General features: G+C 39.8%; 15 protein-coding genes and 1 pseudogene. 13 read left to right on the forward strand and 3 right to left on the reverse strand.

All coding sequences use genetic code 11. From position 1 onward, the window contains the following. Positions 1-33 precede the first annotated feature (33 nt). Together CZ382_RS18230 and CZ382_RS18235 are read left to right on the forward strand one after the other, a co-directional pair. Positions 34-1233 (forward strand): M20 family metallopeptidase, encoded by a 1200-nt coding sequence (locus CZ382_RS18230; RefSeq protein ID WP_088052598.1) that lies wholly within the window; start codon positions 34-36, stop codon positions 1231-1233. A 128-nt stretch (positions 1234-1361) separates the two neighbouring features. Further along, positions 1362-2786: a YfcC family protein gene (locus CZ382_RS18235; protein WP_088052599.1), complete on the forward strand. Its 1425-nt coding sequence runs from the start codon at positions 1362-1364 to the stop codon at positions 2784-2786. A 327-nt stretch (positions 2787-3113) separates the two neighbouring features. On the opposite strand, the gene CZ382_RS18240 is transcribed toward CZ382_RS18235, so the two are convergent. Continuing rightward, complete coding sequence (locus CZ382_RS18240; protein ID WP_088052600.1) at positions 3114-3767, reverse strand: SDR family oxidoreductase; 654 nt, start codon at positions 3765-3767, stop codon at positions 3114-3116. A gap of 771 nt (positions 3768-4538) precedes the next feature. After that, a complete protein-coding gene (locus CZ382_RS18245) occupies positions 4539-5054 on the reverse strand; it encodes a GntR family transcriptional regulator (RefSeq protein ID WP_088052601.1) in 516 nt (171 codons plus the stop codon). 3 nt (positions 5055-5057) lie between these two features. Between CZ382_RS18245 and CZ382_RS18250 the strand changes: the two are divergent. The 7 genes and pseudogenes from CZ382_RS18250 to CZ382_RS18280 all read left to right on the forward strand — a co-directional run. After that, positions 5058-5440: pseudogene (locus tag CZ382_RS18250) on the forward strand (ATP-binding cassette domain-containing protein); the annotation flags it as partial. 225 nt (positions 5441-5665) lie between these two features. After that, positions 5666-7072, forward strand: a complete 1407-nt coding sequence (locus CZ382_RS18255) for a sigma-54 interaction domain-containing protein (RefSeq protein WP_088053537.1) — start codon at positions 5666-5668, stop codon at positions 7070-7072. 146 nt (positions 7073-7218) lie between these two features. Then, the gene (gene speB / locus CZ382_RS18260) at positions 7219-8172 is read left to right on the forward strand and encodes an agmatinase (RefSeq protein WP_088052602.1); all 954 of its coding nucleotides are present in this window, start codon (positions 7219-7221) and stop codon (positions 8170-8172) included. A gap of 76 nt (positions 8173-8248) precedes the next feature. After that, positions 8249-9727: an aldehyde dehydrogenase family protein gene (locus tag CZ382_RS18265; protein WP_088052603.1), complete on the forward strand. Its 1479-nt coding sequence runs from the start codon at positions 8249-8251 to the stop codon at positions 9725-9727. A gap of 3 nt (positions 9728-9730) precedes the next feature. Continuing rightward, entirely contained in the window at positions 9731-11107 is a 1377-nt protein-coding gene (locus tag CZ382_RS18270) for a purine-cytosine permease family protein (protein WP_088052604.1), read from the forward strand. A gap of 108 nt (positions 11108-11215) precedes the next feature. Further along, complete coding sequence (locus tag CZ382_RS18275) at positions 11216-12628, forward strand: sodium:solute symporter (RefSeq protein ID WP_088052605.1); 1413 nt, start codon at positions 11216-11218, stop codon at positions 12626-12628. 92 nt (positions 12629-12720) lie between these two features. Further along, on the forward strand, positions 12721-13068 hold the full coding sequence (locus CZ382_RS18280; protein ID WP_088052606.1) for a cyclase family protein: 348 nt from the start codon (positions 12721-12723) through the stop codon (positions 13066-13068). A gap of 106 nt (positions 13069-13174) precedes the next feature. On the opposite strand, the gene CZ382_RS18285 is transcribed toward CZ382_RS18280, so the two are convergent. Beyond that, a complete protein-coding gene (locus tag CZ382_RS18285; protein ID WP_235000473.1) occupies positions 13175-14572 on the reverse strand; it encodes an FIMAH domain-containing protein in 1398 nt (465 codons plus the stop codon). 905 nt (positions 14573-15477) lie between these two features. Between CZ382_RS18285 and CZ382_RS18290 the strand changes: the two genes are divergently transcribed. The 4 genes from CZ382_RS18290 (at position 15478) to CZ382_RS18305 (ending at position 19363) form a co-directional block, all read left to right on the forward strand. After that, positions 15478-15801, forward strand: coding sequence for a DUF3870 domain-containing protein (locus CZ382_RS18290; protein WP_088052608.1), 324 nt, complete (start codon positions 15478-15480; stop codon positions 15799-15801). 70 nt (positions 15802-15871) lie between these two features. Continuing rightward, a complete protein-coding gene (locus CZ382_RS18295) occupies positions 15872-17032 on the forward strand; it encodes a DUF819 family protein (RefSeq protein WP_088052609.1) in 1161 nt (386 codons plus the stop codon). Positions 17033-17070: 38 nt separating this feature from the next. Continuing rightward, on the forward strand, positions 17071-18132 hold the full coding sequence (locus CZ382_RS18300) for an enolase C-terminal domain-like protein (protein ID WP_088052610.1): 1062 nt from the start codon (positions 17071-17073) through the stop codon (positions 18130-18132). 70 nt (positions 18133-18202) lie between these two features. Further along, on the forward strand, positions 18203-19363 hold the full coding sequence (locus tag CZ382_RS18305) for a DUF819 family protein (protein ID WP_088052609.1): 1161 nt from the start codon (positions 18203-18205) through the stop codon (positions 19361-19363). Positions 19364-19380: the final 17 nt, after the last annotated feature.

Raw genomic sequence — 19380 nt, forward strand, 5'->3', positions numbered from 1 at the left:
AAAATAAACACTCGTCGCATGTTTTATTGAATTATGGTACACTTCATAAATATAATTATTCTGAATTGGAGGCATCATTTCGTGTCACTTACAAAAGATTTTAATAGTATAAAAAACGAACTTGTAAAAATTAGTCATCAACTATATGAAAATCCAGAGCTTGGAGATGAAGAATATGAATCTATGAAGTTACTAGTAGATTATCTTCGTTCTTATGATTTTGAAGTTGAAACAGGGATAGTAGACCGACCTACAGCTTTTAAAGCGGAATTTACAGGAGAGAAACCTGGTCCAACGGTTGCTTACTTGGCAGAATATGATGCCTTACCGGGGATTGGTCACGGATGTGGACACAATTTGATAGCAACGATGGCGGTTGGGGCTGGAGTTGTTCTTCGTAAACATGTACAAGAAATAGGTGGAAAGGTAATTGTGCTTGGTACACCAGCTGAAGAAACAAGCGGCGCGAAAGTACCGATGAGTGAACAAGGGACATTCAACGACATTGATGTAGCTATGATGGTACACCCTGCGGACATTTCTTCGGAGAGTGGCGCTATGCTTGCCATGGATGCTATTCAATTTTCATTTACCGGGAAAGCGTCCCATGCAGCGGCCTCGCCTGAAGAAGGAATTAATGCACTGGATGGTGTCATCCAACTGTTTAACGGGGTTAATGCATTACGTGAACATGTACCATCGGATATCCGTATTCATGGCATTATTTCCGAAGGTGGTCAAGCGGCAAACATTGTCCCGGAAAAAGCAGTTGCTCAATTTTATGTTCGGGCAAACAAACGTGAAGTTTTAGATGAAGTTGTCAAAAAAGTAGAAAATATCGCGCATGGAGCAGCAGCAATGACAGGAGCTGCGGTTGACATTACCAATTTCGAATTAAGTTATGATAATATGATTACAAACAAAGCGTTATCGGAAACATTTACCAAAAACTTAAAAATACACAGTCAACAGCCCGTTTATACTGCTGTAAAACCTTCAGGATCCGCAGATATGGGAAATGTAAGCCACGTTGTCCCGGCGATACATCCATATGTAGGATTGAATGAGCCAGGCCTTGTCTTTCATACAAAGGAGTTTGCGGATAAGACAATCACAGAAGATGGGGAGGCAGCTATTGCTGAAGGTGTATTAGCGTTAGCACAAACTGGCTATGATGTGATGACCGACCGGAAATTGTTGACTACTATCAAAACGGAATTTGACAACAAATAAGTTCAAGATTTTTTCGTCATGGACAGACAGTGAAATTTCTGCTTAAAAAGAGCTTTTTGCAGTGAATCACTGCCTGTTTTGTTTTAACACATTGCAATAAAATTTTACTTACAAGAGGAGAGGGTAAGGTGAGTGAGGAGTCGGTTTTAAAGGATACAGAGCCAACTAAACCGAAAAAGAAATTTGAATTTCCCCATGTTTTCGCGATCTTATTTGCTCTTATTATTATTACGGCGGTACTATCCTATGTGATCCCTGCTGGAGAGTATGAACGTGAAGTAAATGAAGCAGGGGAAACCGTTGTGGTAGATGGAACTTACCATACGGTTGATTCGAATCCTGTTGGTTTTTTGGGTATTTTCGAAGCGGTGCATAAAGGAATGGTCGAAGGTGCTGGAATTATCTTTTTCATATTCATTGTGGGTGGAGCATTTGGTATTCTTAACGCTACAAAAGCAATTGAAGCAGGATTTGCCAGTATTTCCGCTAGAATGGCGGGGAAAGAGATTTATTTGATCCCGGTTGTGATGGTTTTATTTGCATTGGGAGGCGGAACATTTGGTATGTCAGAGGAAACTATTCCATTTATTTTAATTCTGGTGCCTTTAGCAATAAAAATGGGATTTGATTCCCTTGTCGGTGCAGGAATGGTGATTGTTGGCTCCTGTGCTGGATTTACCGCAGCATTTATGAATCCTTTTACGGTAGGCGTGGCGCAGGGAATAGCAGAATTACCACTTTTTTCTGGAATGGGCTTTCGGTTTATTGTTTGGTTTATTTTTGTAGCCATTAGTATTGCTTACGTCATGATTTACGCGAATAAGGTTAGGAAGCGTCCAGAAATAAGTATGATGTATCAGGTGGACCAGCAAAGGGACGTCGATCTTTCCATACAAAAACAACAACAAAAACTAAACTTACGACAGTCTCTTATTATCGGAGCGTTAATTTTAACCATTATTGGACTTGCAATTGGTGTGACATTTTTTGATTGGTACATCATGGAAATTGCTGGATTATTTTTATTAATGGGGGTTATTGTCGGCTTTATAGGTAAATTACGGGTTAATCAAATTGCTGAAGCATTTGTCAAAGGCAGTGAGGATTTGGTTGTTGGAGGATTAGTTGTTGGGCTGGCATATGGTATTCTGGTCGTGTTAGAGGACAGCAATACCATTGACTCGATTCTGTTTTTTGTTTCCAATTTAGTCGGTCAATTACCAACGTCTTTCTCAGCAATGGGGATGTATATTACCCAAAGTCTGTTAAATTTTATCGTTCCATCCGGAAGTGGTCAAGCTGCTTTAACGATGCCTATTATGACCCCGCTAGCTGATTTGACCGGAGTTAGCAGGCAAACAGCTGTCTTTGCCTTCCAATTAGGTGACGGAATATCCAATGCTATCACGCCAACTGCCGGGGTTCTTATGGCTTCACTGGCCATCGCTAAAATTCCTTGGGTTAAATGGCTCAAATGGTTCTGGCCGTTAATTGTCATTCATTATGTAGTTGGTGCTGTATTAGTAACGTTTGCGCATTTGTTTGTATGGTGAGAGAAGTAGTTTTGAGGTAAGTTTTTGATGGGATGATAACAAGAGGTAAAGTCGATTACCTGGATTGTTGTTATGGAGTTTATGATCTGCAGCGTGTCTAAAATTGTGTGGGGATGGACCGGATTGGTTGAGGAGCTATACCGCCGGTTGGCAAAAGATGAGTCGCACTCCCATGAGAAGCCGATCTATTATCTATTCATTATAGCATATTTAGGTTCATCATAAGTTTATTTGTAACATCATTATTTTGGTTTTGGATAAAGTCGCTTATTTACTAGAAATGCAACTCCCAATCAAGTAGAAACCAGGAGTTGCATTTTCTCATAATTAGTTCAATGAATCTAACGCTTCCTTAATAGGCTTCGTTCCAGACACCACCTGAAACTCTTTTCCAATCGTTGTATCATTTTCCAAGCTGGCAGCGATGACACTTGCAATATCCTCTCTCGGAACTTCGCCTCTTTCAACATCGGACCCTAGCTCGACTTGACCGGTCCCTTTATCGTTCGTTAACAAGCCAGGATGGATAATCGTATAATCTAAATCGGAGTTCTTCAACCATTCATCTGCATAATGTTTTGCTGCAACATATGGTGCAAACGATGAAGCAGCTTCCTGTATTGCTTCACGGCTTGTATCAAACGAACTAATCATAATAAACCGTTTCACATCAGCAACTTTTGCCGCTTCAATAGTTTTTACTGCACCATCCAAATCTACCATAATGGTTTTATCTTTACCCGTATGCCCACCAGAACCTGCTGTGAATACGATCGCATCAACGCCTTCTGCTGCGTTGGCAATCGCATCGATGTCTTGTTCCAGGTCTACGATACTAATTTCCGCACCAAGATCTTCAAAAAAGGAAGCCTGCTCCTTGTTACGGATCATTGCTTTCGCTTCGAGGTTATCGTTTTTCTGAATCAATGAAACAAGATGTTTTCCAATTTTACCATTAGCTCCTACGACAAGAATCTTCATTTTCTTCATCCTTTCTGTGTTAATGGAATAAGGCTTTTAGCTAAGGGGGGCCGTTTTTTCAAGCGATGGCCTTTAGGCAGTAAACGATATTTAAAATATTCGATTATTTCCTACAAGGGCTCGATCCTATTTGCATATGCGCATTGGAAGCGCAGGGTAATCCATGCGGTAACGGTCAATAACCTTCACTCTGATCTTATCTCATTGTTTCCTAATCGGCCTTTTTAGCATGAATATCAATGCAAATAGGAAAAACGTTGATGACCAACAGCAGTCGCTATGATTACCTTGAATTTTCACTCAAGTCCTCTTTTCCTTCACCGTCCGATTGGATCCATAGTAACCCTATAATCCCTCCTTGGCATGCTATCTTAACTGATAGGATTCGTTTATGTGTTCCATTTATACATTTTCACTCATTGTATATAACTAAACAACTATTCTGCTTTTAGTTCTTTCCAAAGGTCATATTAGGAAAGCTCCTGATTGAACAACCTAAATGGTGATTCTTATCCTATTGTGGATCGTAAAAAATCAGCCGGAGAAGATATTATGGCTAAAATAGCAAGGAAATAAACTTTTAGTAGCCAAGTCAAATTTTTATATTCGTATCCAGACAAATTCATTGGATTTTTAGATATAATTTAAGGGGCTCCTCATTTGAAAATACTAAGCGAGTATAACAAAAAAATACTCCCTTTCCCTTTTACAGCAGAAATTCAAGAAGGTTAGGCCACTTAAGTCACATCAAGGAAAACGTATTACTATTACTTATCCCTTATTAAATATCCCACTTAAATCCTTATATCCTTTATCAATATCCAAGCTATTAATTGCATTATCATAGTGGTTTGTCAGGCATAATTTTAGTTCATCACGTTTCTTTTGTTTAAGTAAATGTACAATGTCCAAGTGTTCTTTATAACCATATGGTTCTGCTGATGAATCTTCGAAAAATATATCAAATAAGATTAAATAGATTGATGTTTGGTTAATTAGCTTTTCAACGAAATCAATCAAAAATTTATTACCGCACTTCTTCGTATAAATCATGTGGAAATCTTGGTTTGCTTTTAAATAGGCCATAATATTTTTGGCATGTAAAGCCTCTTTTTCCTCCACAATACATTTTGCCATTTCCGCGAAGTCATTCTCGTCTAAACGATCAATGGACTGTTCTGCTGCCATAATCTCCAAGTTTTTACGCAGATCATAAGCTTGGAGAATTTCATCTCTTGTTGGATTTTTAATGGAAGCTCCTATTATAATTAAAAAATAGATGGTCATAAAGCGAAGAAATTATTAACAAGGGTTGGATTAGCTGATCGAATGGAACATTATCCTGCACAACTCTCGGGCGGGCAACAACAAACAGATGCTATCGCGAGGGCATTGTCAATGGAACCAATGGTAATGCTTTATGATGAACCCACCTCTGCGCTTAATCCGGAACTTGTTCGAGAGGTTCTTCTAGTTATGAAAGAATTGGCTAAAGAAGGTATGACAATGGTAGTTGTAACGCACGAAAAAGAATTTGCTAAAGATTTTGCTGATCGGGATATTTTATGGACGACGGCTTAATTGTAGAAGATGGTAGCTCGGAGAAAATGTTTAATAATCCTGATAAGGGGCGTACTCGGCGGTTTCTTCATGATGTTAGTGGGAAGGTGTAATGATTGGAAAAACGCTATAATCGAACGGGATGTTTGAGTATAGTGTTTTTTAAGAATTTAGCTAGGTTCAATAATACATTATGAAATTTGGGTGTATAACGCAATAATTAAATCTAAAAAAGTCTCTTATTTCTATTAATTTTTAGAATATTTTATTTCTATCCTCGTGTTATACTAGTTGAAATACTCTTTTTATTATACATGGATGAAGGTGATATTGATATGATGAAGTCAGAATTGGAACTCCTAAAAATTGAATTAGAAGGCATTCTGGAAGTTTCCAACGATAATATTGTTGTAACAGATGGGGATGGAGTGGTATTACGGGTTAGTTCTAACTGCACCTCCATATATGGAAGTGATCAGCGAGATTTGATTGGGAAAACAGTATTTCAATTGGAGAATGAGAAAATTTTTTATCCATCAGTAACAGCGAGGGTTTTAAAGGAAAAAAAAGAAGTCCAGGTTATGCAAAAAACCCCAACCTCAAAAGTGGTTATGGCAACTGGTATTCCAGTATTCAGTCAAAAGAGGGAAATCGTTCGGATTATCAGCTTCTCCCATGATTTAACAGAAATTCAACAGTTGAAAGAAGACTACCAACAATTGCGTGCAAAAATGTTACGATATGAAACGGAAATTGAGGAATTACGGGAAAAAGAAGCAAAGACGGATCAAATTGTGGTAAAAAGTAAAACAATGGAGGAAATTGACAAGTTGATTCAACATATTGCATCATCAGATGCCGCTGTTGTATTACTTGGCGAGTCTGGAGTTGGCAAAAACGTATTTGCCCGCAGGTTACATGAAGGAAGTCAGCGTAACAAGGCGGCGTTTATCGAAGTCAACTGTGGCGCGATCCCTGAAAACTTGTTCGAATCAGAAATATTTGGCTATGTACCTGGTGCTTTTACTGGTGCGGATAGAAAAGGCAAGGCGGGGATGATTGAACTCGCTGATCAGGGCACATTATTTTTAGATGAAATTGCGGAGCTTCCTTTAGCCATACAAGTAAAGCTTTTGAAAGTTTTACAAGAAAAGAAGGTTTCCCGCATTGGTGGTTATCAAGTTAAGAATATTGATTTTCGGCTGATTGCTGCAACGAATCAGGATCTGGAGGAATTAGTGAAGCAAGGGAAATTCAGAAAAGATTTGTTTTACCGATTGAATGTTATTCCAATCACGATCCCGCCATTACGGGAAAGAAACGATGATATTTATCAATTAATGCGGCATTACTTAATAATTTTTAACCAAAAATATCAGACAGATAAATCTTTTCATTCTACTACAATAGATGCGTTTCAACATCACCAATGGCCAGGTAATGTTCGAGAGCTTGAAAACTTGATTGAGCGTTTAGTCGTTACGTCTACTGAAACGATAATTTATCCGTCAGATCTGCCATTTGTCAAAGAGGCTAACGTTTACCATCATACCAATGAATGGACTCTTGAAAACTTTGAACGGCAAGGGCTAACATTGCAGGATGCTTTGGAAGAAGTGGAAAAGAATTGGCTGAAACGGGCTTACCGCCAATATAAAACGACGTATGAAATGGCTAAATATCTTGGTATTAGTCAGCCTACCGTTGTACGGCGGCTCAAAAAATATCAGATTAATTCAAGATGAATCAAATCATTCATTTTGAATCGAAGAAGGTCATTTTAATTCAAAAATAAATCAAAGGTATGATTGCAATCCGTTAAAATGGGGCGCTGAAAATTGGCATATATATTGCATTTTATTAACTGAACATTTAATAAAGGAGGAATACTATGTACCAACCAAAAGATTCATCCAAATCACCTCGTTTCACAGGCCCTCGTACATTTATGCGGTTAGAACATATTGAAACAACACAAAATGTTGATTTCGTTGTAATGGGCGTTCCATTTGACACGGCAGCATCTAACCGGACAGGACAACGATACGGACCGCAGCATATCCGTGATTTCTCGGTATTACTCCGTCCATATAACCCTGATCAAGATATTAACATTTTTGATTATTGTTCTGGTGTAGATTATGGGGATATTGATGTCATCCCGGGTAATATTCATCAAACGTACGATAATATTGTCAATGCGCTTGAGCATGTTCTGGACAAAGAGATCATTCCGGTGATAATGGGTGGGGATCATTCGATTTCACTTGGTCACTTGCGCGCATTTGCTAAAAAATATGGACCAATTGCACTTGTTCATTTTGATTCACATGGTGATACGTGGGACAACTATTTTGGTGAAAAATATATGCATGGAACCCCTTTCCGACGCGCGGTGGAAGAGGGATTAATTGATGTTGATCATTCGATCCAAGTCGGAATGCGCGGTCCACTTTATGGTCCGGAAGATATTGAGGATGCGAGAGATCTTGGCTATGAGGTTATTCCGATGAAAGAAGTTAGAAAAATTGGTTATGACAAGGTAATGGAGCGAATCCATGCTCGTGCAGCAGATAGACCAGTATTTGTTACGTATGACATTGATTTCCTTGACCCTGCATATGCGCCAGGAACTGGGACACCAGAGGTAGGTGGGCCGACAAGTTATGAAGGGTTAGAATATGTCAGAGGATTGGATGGACTTGATATTAAAGGTTTTGATTTGGTTGAAGTTTTACCAACCTATGATAGTGGTGAGATTACTGCAGTTGCAGCATCTTCGATTATCTTTGAAATGATTAGTTTAATAGCGATGAAAAAACGGGCGTTACAGGAAGGGAGTTAGGAGTGAAAAGGTAAGAACTTCTTGTTACCACGGTTTCTCCCTCATTTATCAATTTTAACAGGAAAGGAGTGAAGTAATGCGGCGTGATAATCAACAATTGCTAATAAATGGGCAATGGGAAGCAGGTGAAGGGAAAAAGAGAAAAATTATTAACCCTGCAGATGAAAGTGTAATCATTGAAATAGCCGAGGCCACTGATCATCAAGCAAATAACGCAGTTAATGCTGCAAGAAAAGCTTTTGATGAAACAGATTGGTCCGTTTATCCAGGCAAGCGTGTAAAGGTTTTATTAAAGGTCGCAGAATTACTTGAAAACAGCTTGCATGAGGTTGCCCGGCTTGAGACGTTAAATACTGGAAAACCAATCCGAGAATCCCGGATGGATGTAGAGGATTCCATCACTTGTCTCAAGTATTATGCAGGACTTGTAGATTCAGTGTCGCCAAGAGAGATCGAAATGGAGGATGGATCCGCAAGTGAGGTTATTCATGAACCTGTTGGTGTTTGTTCTCTAATATTACCATGGAATTTTCCGTTACTACTTGGAATGTGGAAGATTGCTCCGGCACTTGCAGCAGGTAATACGGTGGTTTTTAAACCATCGGAAGTAACGCCATTGTCCATAATTCGATTTGCGGAACTATTAGAGGAAGCGGGAGTTCCCGACGGTGTCTTTAACGTGATTTTAGGTGAAGGTGCCACTGTGGGTGAAGCCATTACTGCTAACCGGGATGTTGATAAAGTGTCGTTTACTGGCAGTGTTGAGACAGGTAGAAAAATCAATGAAATTTGTGCAAGATCATTCAAACGTGTTTCACTAGAGCTTGGTGGGAAATCACCATTATTAATTTTGCAAGATGCAGATATTGAAAAAGCAGTTGCCTGGATAATGTTTGGAGGATTCTTTAATCAAGGTGAAGTGTGTGTGGCAGCTTCTCGAATACTCATTCATGAATCCATCTATCAACCAGTAGTTAGACTTTTAACAGAGAAGGTAAACAAAATTAAAATAGGTAATCCATTAGACGAAACAACAGAAATGGGACCGATCGTTAGTGGAAATCATTTAGGGGAAATTAAAGGTTATCTGACCCTAGGTGTTGAGGATGGGGCTACGTTAATTGGTGGTCAACAAATTGGAGTTCAGGGCTTCTATCTTCAACCGGCAATTTTTATTGATGTAGATCAACATATGCGAATTGTTCAGGAAGAAATATTTGGACCTGTCATAACAGTACAATCGTTTCAGGATGAAGAAGAAGCGATTGGATTTGCCAACGGAACAAATTACGGCTTGGCAGCTGGGATTATTAGTGAAGATGTGGATCATGCTTTTACTGTTGCTTCCCGAATTAAGGCCGGTACGATTTGGATTAACAATTACCATATTCCTTATGCGGAAGCACCTTGGGGAGGATACAAACAGAGTGGAATTGGAAGGGAGCTGGGGCCGCAGGGGCTGGATTCTTATAGGGAAGTCAAGCATGTCAATAAGATCAGTCAACTTAAAGCACCTGGTTGGTATGGATTTGAAAATGATAGGAAGGAGGGATAATACATGGCAGATTTTACGGAGTCGTTAGGGCAAGATAATTTGAATCCACTGTCCGAGGATAAGCGAACGATGAATTTCTTTTCTACCTTTTCTATTTGGGTAGGGGCCCAGGTTGTAGTAACTACTGTTTTAACCGGTATGTTACTCGTACCCGATTTAACATATGGCGCGGCGATCTTAATAATCATAGCAGGAACACTTGTCGGTGCCGTTCCACTTGTTTTGATGGGGAATATAGGAACGCGCAGTGGATTACCGACCATGATCCTAACTCGTGGAGCTTTCGGCCATCGGGGGTCAGTTTTACCATCTGTTGCAAATGTTATTACTTTAATTGGCTGGAGCTGGGTTCAAGCGTATTTAGGTGGTTTAAGTCTTAATTATGCCGTAACGTATTTAACGGGGTATAGTAATATTAACCTATTTGTCGTTCTGACGGAAAGTATTATAGTGATGATTGCAATCTTCGGCCATAAGGGGATTGAAAAAACAGAGAATATTATCGCTAGTACTATGCTTGTATTGTCAGTGATTGTTTTTGCGTTTATGTTTATTAAATTCGATATCGGAAATTTGGTTAGCATGGCTGCAAGTAAAAATCCCAAAATTACTGCAGTAGCTGCGTTTGATATGGTTGTAGCAACTGCGTTTTCTCAAGTGGCTATTTGTTGTGACTTTAACCGTTTTTGTAAATCGGAAAAAACAGCTGTCTCAGGAACGTATGTAGGTTATCTATTTGCATCATTAGTCGCTTTCGGTCTTGGGGTAACGGTGGCTGGATTTTCCATATTAGGTGGAGTAACGAAGACTTATGATCCAACCATTTTGATTGGTGGGGTTAATCCAGTACTTGGGTTTGCAGCGGGGATCGTTATTTTTCTCTCGGTTGTTTCTACAAATGCAATGGTTTTATACGCAGCTACCATGTCATACTTAGCAATATTTTCGAGACATCGTTTTTGGAAGGTAGCATTAACGATGGGAATTATATGTGTATTGGGCGCCCTTGCAAAAGAAATGTTAATTAATCATTTCCAAGACTTTTTATTAATGATTGGGACTTTATTTATTCCAATTACCGCTATTGTATTGGTCGATTACTATATTATCAAACATAAGCATTATGACGCCGAAGAAATTATTTCAGGCGAAAATAAACAATACTGGTATTCAAAAGGTGTAAACTACATCGGTTATGTATCTTATACTATTGGTGCTGCCTTTGCTTATTATTTTTCTTATGTGCAACCGCTTCCTACCGGATCTACGTTATGGACGTTTTTGATAACATGTTTTGTTTACTGGGGATTGATGAAAATGTTTAGCCGAACAAATATATCCTATTCCAGAATGAAGAAAAACAAAAATGTAGGTGCTTAAAACGTCTAGCTAGAATCGAATATATATGAAAAGGTGTCAAGTCAATTTTTAGGTTATTCATTAATTACCATATATTTTTAAAAATAAAACGACGAAAGTGGGAATATGATGACTTCGCTTGATTTGGTTATTATCATTGTTTATTTTGCTGTCCTCATTATTGTTGGGATAATCGGTACTATAAAAGCAAAAACATCTGAAATCTATATTTTGGCTGGACGTAATCTAGGAGTTTTTATGTTATTTGGTTGTTTGACGGCAGTTTTTCTTGGTGGATCTTCAACAATTGGTTCGGCGCAGCTCGGTTATGAATCTGGTTTTTCCGGCATATGGTTTGTATTTTCAATGGGGTTAGGCATAACTCTGTTTGGTTTATTACTTCTTAAACGAGTGACAGGTTATAATTTAATGACTATTAGTGGATTACTGGGAAAACTTTTCAATGTGGAATCGAAGTTGATTGGGGCTGTTGTAGCAGCAATTTATGCCTTGATGGTAAGTGTAACCCAAGTAATTGCAATTGGTGCGCTTTTGAGTGCCATTTTTGATTGGGGGCTCATCTCCTCAATGTTAATTGGAGGAGGGGTTGTGTTTTTCTATACGATCCTTGGTGGTATGTGGTCCGTTTCTATGACCGATATTATCCAATTTTTAATCATGACGATTGGTATATTTTTGATCATGCTCCCGATCAGCTTAATGAAAGTAGGCGGTTTTGGAGAATTGACAGAACAACTCCCAAGCTCTTATTTTGACTTCTCGGCAATTGGTTTTAAGGAAATCATACAATATTTATTAACATTTACATTGGGGATGATGGTTGGACAGGATATTTGGCAACGATATTTTACCGCGAAAAATCTTAAAACTGCTCGTACTGGTGGGGTGCTTGTGGGAGTCTATAGCTTATTATATGCTATGGCAATGATTATCATTGGTATGTGCGCTCTAATTCTCCTTCCGAATATTGGAAACACACAAAATGTATTTACAGGTATGGCATTTGAAACACTACCTTCAGGATTACTTGGAATTGTCTTTGCTGCCGTGGCTGCAGCGATTATGTCAACTGCATCAGGGACACTATTAGCTTCTTCTACTTTAATTTCAAAAGATATATTAAAGGATCACTTTTTTAAAGATATATCTGATCGTCAATTTTTATTGTTATCACGTGTTACTACATTAATAATAGGAATTATTGCAATTGTGATTGCATTGTGGATACAAGAGTTACTCGCTGCTATTGACGTTGCATATGCAATATTAGCGGGGGCAATTTTTATTCCGATTGTGTTTGGTCTATTCTGGAAACGAGCAACAGCAAAAGCTGCTTTTTATTCCATTACGATTAGTGCCTTGGTTGTTATTGGTGGTCTTGCTATTGAGGGGCTATCTTCTAGTAATCCGATCCTTTATGGGATTGGTGTTAATATTATAGTGATGATTGTTGTATCATTAACGGATCGATCCAGTAAAGAAAAGGCGCAAACAAAGGATATAATGGATGTTAACGGGTAAAGGCTGTACACTGTATATGTAATTTAAAGGTAGATAGTTGAAATTCACCATTAGTTAGCGTACTTGGTTTAAAAGAAAAGTAGGTTGGTAGAATGAAAATTGATAAAATAGTTGATTTATCAATAGTTATAAACAACGAAACTCCCGTATATCCCGGAAATCCAAAGCCAAATATTTTCCCGGCCGCAACGATTTCCACGGACGGTTACAATGTTACCAAATTCGAAATTGGTACACACACTGGGACTCATGTTGACGCGCCATATCATATTAATCAGGGTGGGAATCTTATAGATGAAATTCCGTTAAAACAGTTTATTGACGAGGGTATACTCATTAACGTCACAAATAAAGAGCCATGTTCTAGGATCACTTTGAGTGATGTAAAAGGGTTTATACCTTTATTACGCTTTTGGGTTCCTTTTTTTCCTTTTATATAACAAAGAACCGCATTGCCGCATTTCGACAATTACATTTTTAAAGATCCTACTGTGGCAGTTATTGTCCTGCCACAGTAGGCATCTTGTATTTCAAGTTTCGAAACCGTTACCACTTCTCAATTAAATAATCAGCATCATCCTTGAGCCTGTTATAAGCATTATCTGCAATCAATCCTTTTTCTTTCTGATGATCAAGTAGCAACTTAAAGATCTTCATGTGTTTAACAATCTTTTCCGACAAACCTTTTTCCTCGTAAATACTCACAGCAGTCAAATGGGTCGATAAGGAACGGGCAACATCGTCGCTATCGAACTCCCCCTCTTTTTTGAAGCGCTCGACAAGTGTTTTCATATCGGATGCACTTTCGGTCCAATACTTGGGCAGGCTAAAGAAGTCATCACCATTGAGATTGTTGATAGAATCATCCGCCATCCGAGTGGCAATACCCCACAGCCCGTTCTCTACGCGATCTATTAGCTCCTGATCGTAACCATATCTAGGCTGTTGGCCAGGCATCTCGAACAGGACGGTCGCTGTCCCATTAAGAGCAAACGAAGACCTAGCTTGACCAGGTAAATCGCGCTCCTCTGGGTGTAAATAACGGGCCACACCGGGCTCCTCATCATCTGAGAATTCTTTTACACCAAGAGCAGCAGCCAACGCATAGCGTATGGATTTTTCTTGATCCAATTCTGGCCAATCATCGTACTTCGGACTGTTGTCTGGTCCCAGTGGCGGATAGTCTATTGCAATCGTGACATCCTCACCAGTTTTGTTGGTCTTCGGGGTACCCATGTGATGAAGGTCTACGAAGGCTTCCACCTTACCAAACTCAGCTTTTAGATCCAGATACAGCTCTCTGAGTATGCGGGATTCGTTCGTCAGGAAAAAACCGGGCTCAGCACTCGAACCGGGGAGATCTTCCAACACAGGTTCATAGCTCAGATCCGGGTTAAAATCCCGGTTGATATCAAAGCCGCCGTTTCTTTCACTATAGTTCCAAGCGGGCTCAGCACCTTCGAGATGTGGGTAGGTCGCAATGACGTCATCCCACGGGAAGACGTTCTGCCGTTGCGTTATCTCAGCACCGTCAACATTGAGCCGTGGCACGGCAACTATTGTAACCTCCTCACGAACCGCCTGAGCACGGGAGCTATCGCTAGTTCCAAGAATCTCGAGCATTTGCATAAGTGCCTCTGGACCACTCTTCTCGTTACCGTGTATATTACCATTGATCAGCAATACTTTATTACCCGTACCTACACGAGCTGCATAGATTTCACGGCCTTGTTGTGAGTACCCGGTGACGTCGACCTCGACCTTGCCTGAACTGGTCTTCTCAATTTGGTCTAGCCTTTGACCCAGCTCCTCGTGGCTCATGAAATCGTCGTCCACTTTCTCACTTTTTCCACTGGCTTGGATCTCCAGTCCGGTAATCGGGTTCAGCAATAACAATAAAATCGTAACGAAAGGTACAACTTTTTTCCAAATATTTTTTCTCATAGTAACCTCCTTGTTTTTGGGCACAACTAACCTGTTTCTATTCATTTTACTGGTATAATGAAAAAGTGCTTATCCTCACTAAAAATGCCTCCTTGTAATGTATTTGGACTGATGGCTCTAAATAGTAGGGTTATTAAATTTTCCGTATGCACCTTGGAATAAAAATATATATTAACAAGGGACGAGCCCTTGGGAAGTCTTACCTTACATTCAATACTTCTAGCAATATGTTCTTTTTTGGATTTTTCCAGTATCCTTGATTGCTCTAATTGGGTTACTCTAGGTTGGAAATGAAAGCCGGTTTAAGAAAAACTAGGGGGAAATTACATGTACGAGAACTTAGGATAATTGTGAATAAATTAACATATGTCAAGATTTTTAATCTTAAATAGATTATTATATGATAAAGTGAATATCGAACTTATTTGAAAGATTTAATGTAAAATCGTTCCTACTTATTACAGCCATTATAGGCATTAAGCTAATATAGTTCAATAGAAAAATGTGAATACTATTAATTTTGGTAATAAAGGAACGAAACTATAGTCACGTTTTTTAAAAGGTAAATTAATACATAGGAAATTTGACTTAAAAGGTTAGCGAAAAGGGAAGACGGATTTATTCTAGAAGGCTTTATTTCAAGTAAACCCATGTAATAATGTATGGAATATTCCCATTTTCTTTTTATAAATAATTCTGTCTTGGCTGGACAATAGAACCAAAATAAATAATATGAATACTATTTACAATAATTTCTAAAACGTCAATCTACTATTGACTGATAGTTACCGAAATGCTATATTATTACTATACCTACTTGTAAGCGCTCGCACGATACAAGCCACTACAAGTTTCCCTTGCCGGTCACTTGTATCGTCTGCAATGACGTGAAGGAGATTTAGTAATTGTATAATCAGAAAACGATCTACGTAATCGGGGATGCAAAGTCACCACAGAATAATCCGATTACCAAGAAGTATAGTCAATTTTTTCTGGCATTGGTGATTGACGTTACCAGTGATGAAATTGTTGATAGCGAATGTTCTTCAACCATCCAGTTGACGAATCAGTTTGTCCGTTCCTTGTTTATAGGACGGAAGGTAGACGATGACAAGGTGGAAGAGGATATTCGCAAACGGTATCTGGGCTCTTCGCAAAAAGCGCTGATTGTTGCATTCTATGATGCAAAAAATAAATATGAGCAAGCAAAAGCTGCTTTGACTAAATAAACCTAGTCAAAATCCAGCCTGACGATTATTTGTTGGGCTGGATTTTTATTTACCAGAGGGAGGAACCGAAATGATAACAGATGGTTTTATGTATATCGCTGTCCTGGTGGCACTGGCTGCCGTGATGGTAGGAGTTGAAAATAAGTTTAGCTCCAATCGCTTTTTTAAATTTATTCCGGGGATTGTTCTGATTTATATTGGGGCAGCATTTTTACAGACAATTGGCTTATTTGATAATGATGCTACGGAACCGGCGTATACCAGTGTGAAAGGGGCTTTGCTTCCGGCGATGTTGATGATCATGCTGTTGAAATGTGACATCCGCAGTATTATCAAACTTGGACCACGGATGATTGGCGGTTACCTTGTAGCGGTTCTCAGCATCATGCTTGGATTTGTCATTGTCTATGCTATTTTCAAACACTTTTATGTTACGGATACGTGGCGTGCGTTTGGTGCGCTTGCTGGAAGCTGGACTGGCGGATCGGCTAATATGGTTGCTTTGCAGGATATTCTTAAGGTTCCGGAAAATATCTTTGGCTATGCCCTAATGATGGATACGATTAATTATGGAGTATGGGTGATGTTCATGTTCTGGCTCGTTCCATTTGCAGGTGCTTTTAATCGTTGGACAAAAGCAGATACGTCCTTTATAGACAATGAACTGGAAGAAGATGCAGCAGTACAGGAAAATGATCAAGGATTACAATTTAAACATATCATGTATCTTCTTGGAATTGGGCTACTTGTTTCTGCATTGGCAACATTTGCAGGTGATCATTTGCCGGAATTGGGAGATGTATTTAGTGCCACAACCTGGACAATCTTGATTGCTTCAGTAATTGGCCTGATTCTTGGCCAGACACCGGTATCTCGGATTCCTGGGGCACTGGATGTTTCCAATGTAATGCTTTATATTATCGTGGCGCTTATTGCTTCTCAATCTGACTTTTCTCAGATTGCTCAAGCACCTATTTATCTCGTTTCCGGTTTTCTGATTATGCTGTTTCACTTGGTTATCATGCTGCTGCTTGGGAAGTTGTTTAAATATGATTTATTCACACTTGGGATTGCCAGTCTTGCCAATATTGGCGGCATGGCCTCAGCACCGATGCTTGCGGCTGCATATAGTCGGACCTTGATTCCAGTTGGTGTCATCATGGCCTTAATTGGCTCGTTTCTGGGCACCTATTTCGGCATGCTGGTCGGGAAAATTCTTGGAATCATGTAAAGTGAAAATCTATATTCTTAGCAAGAGGGGGAATTTGTATGCTAATCCGAGATTTGCAAGTTGAACATCGAAACATACCATTACGAACGCCATTTAAAACGGCGCTAAGGACGGCAACCGAAATCGAGAGCATTGAGGTGACCATTCAATTAGAGAACGGGATCACCGGTAAGGGTGCAGCAGCGCCGACCTGGGTGATTACTGGGGATTCGACGGAAAGTATTCAGGCCGCATTATTAGGTCCTATCAAGGAGGCTTTGGCCGGAAAAGATATTTACCATTTTCAGTCATTACTTGATGCGTTCCAAAGATGTTGCATTGGCAATACAAGTGCCAAGGCAGCAGCAGACATTGCGCTTTATGATGCTTATAGCAAATTGCTCCATGTCCCGCTATATAACTTGCTGGGCGGCAACAAATCGCTGAACACATCAATGACGGTAGGAGTAGATGCACCAGATAAGATGGCAGCGGATGCGAAGAAATGTGTGAAGGATGGGTTTAGCCGCTTGAAAATTAAGGTCGGAGCTCAGCCAGAATTGGATCTTGCCCGTATCTCCGCAATTCGCGAAGCAGTACCGGCAGAAGTAACGCTCCGGCTGGATGCCAACCAAGGGTGGAAGCCAAAACAGGCGGTTCAGCTGATTAATCAAATGGAAGCCATGGATGCTGGGATCGAATTCATTGAACAACCCATTTCAGCACGGGATCTGGATGGATTAAAGTTTGTGACCGACCATGTCAACATTCCGATCATGGCGGATGAAAGCTTATTTTCTCCTAAAGATGCACTTCAGTTAGTAAGTGGGCACTACGTGGATCTATTAAATATCAAATTGATGAAATGCGGAGGAATTGCCAACGCCTGGAAAATTGCCAGTATGGCTGAAATNGAAATTGTTGATAGCGAATGTTCTTCAACCATCCAGTTGACGAATCAGTTTGTCCGTTCCTTGTTTATAGGACGGAAGGTAGACGATGACAAGGTGGAAGAGGATATTCGCAAACGGTATCTGGGCTCTTCGCAAAAAGCGCTGATTGTTGCATTCTATGATGCAAAAAATAAATATGAGCAAGCAAAAGCTGCTTTGACTAAATAAACCTAGTCAAAATCCAGCCTGACGATTATTTGTTGGGCTGGATTTTTATTTACCAGAGGGAGGAACCGAAATGATAACAGATGGTTTTATGTATATCGCTGTCCTGGTGGCACTGGCTGCCGTGATGGTAGGAGTTGAAAATAAGTTTAGCTCCAATCGCTTTTTTAAATTTATTCCGGGGATTGTTCTGATTTATATTGGGGCAGCATTTTTACAGACAATTGGCTTATTTGATAATGATGCTACGGAACCGGCGTATACCAGTGTGAAAGGGGCTTTGCTTCCGGCGATGTTGATGATCATGCTGTTGAAATGTGACATCCGCAGTATTATCAAACTTGGACCACGGATGATTGGCGGTTACCTTGTAGCGGTTCTCAGCATCATGCTTGGATTTGTCATTGTCTATGCTATTTTCAAACACTTTTATGTTACGGATACGTGGCGTGCGTTTGGTGCGCTTGCTGGAAGCTGGACTGGCGGATCGGCTAATATGGTTGCTTTGCAGGATATTCTTAAGGTTCCGGAAAATATCTTTGGCTATGCCCTAATGATGGATACGATTAATTATGGAGTATGGGTGATGTTCATGTTCTGGCTCGTTCCATTTGCAGGTGCTTTTAATCGTTGGACAAAAGCAGATACGTCCTTTATAGACAATGAACTGGAAGAAGATGCAGCAGTACAGGAAAATGATCAAGGATTACAATTTAAACATATCATGTATCTTCTTGGAATTGGGCTACTTGTTTCTGCATTGGCAACATTTGCAGGTGATCATTTGCCGGAATTGGGAGATGTATTTAGTGCCACAACCTGGACAATCTTGATTGCTTCAGTAATTGGCCTGATTCTTGGCCAGACACCGGTATCTCGGATTCCTGGGGCACTGGATGTTTCCAATGTAATGCTTTATATTATCGTGGCGCTTATTGCTTCTCAATCTGACTTTTCTCAGATTGCTCAAGCACCTATTTATCTCGTTTCCGGTTTTCTGATTATGCTGTTTCACTTGGTTATCATGCTGCTGCTTGGGAAGTTGTTTAAATATGATTTATTCACACTTGGGATTGCCAGTCTTGCCAATATTGGCGGCATGGCCTCAGCACCGATGCTTGCGGCTGCATATAGTCGGACCTTGATTCCAGTTGGTGTCATCATGGCCTTAATTGGCTCGTTTCTGGGCACCTATTTCGGCATGCTGGTCGGGAAAATTCTTGGAATCATGTAAAGTGAAAATCTATATTC

Source organism: Virgibacillus dakarensis (genome assembly GCF_900155625.1).
GTDB classification, from domain to species: domain Bacteria; phylum Bacillota; class Bacilli; order Bacillales; family Amphibacillaceae; genus Lentibacillus_C; species Lentibacillus_C populi.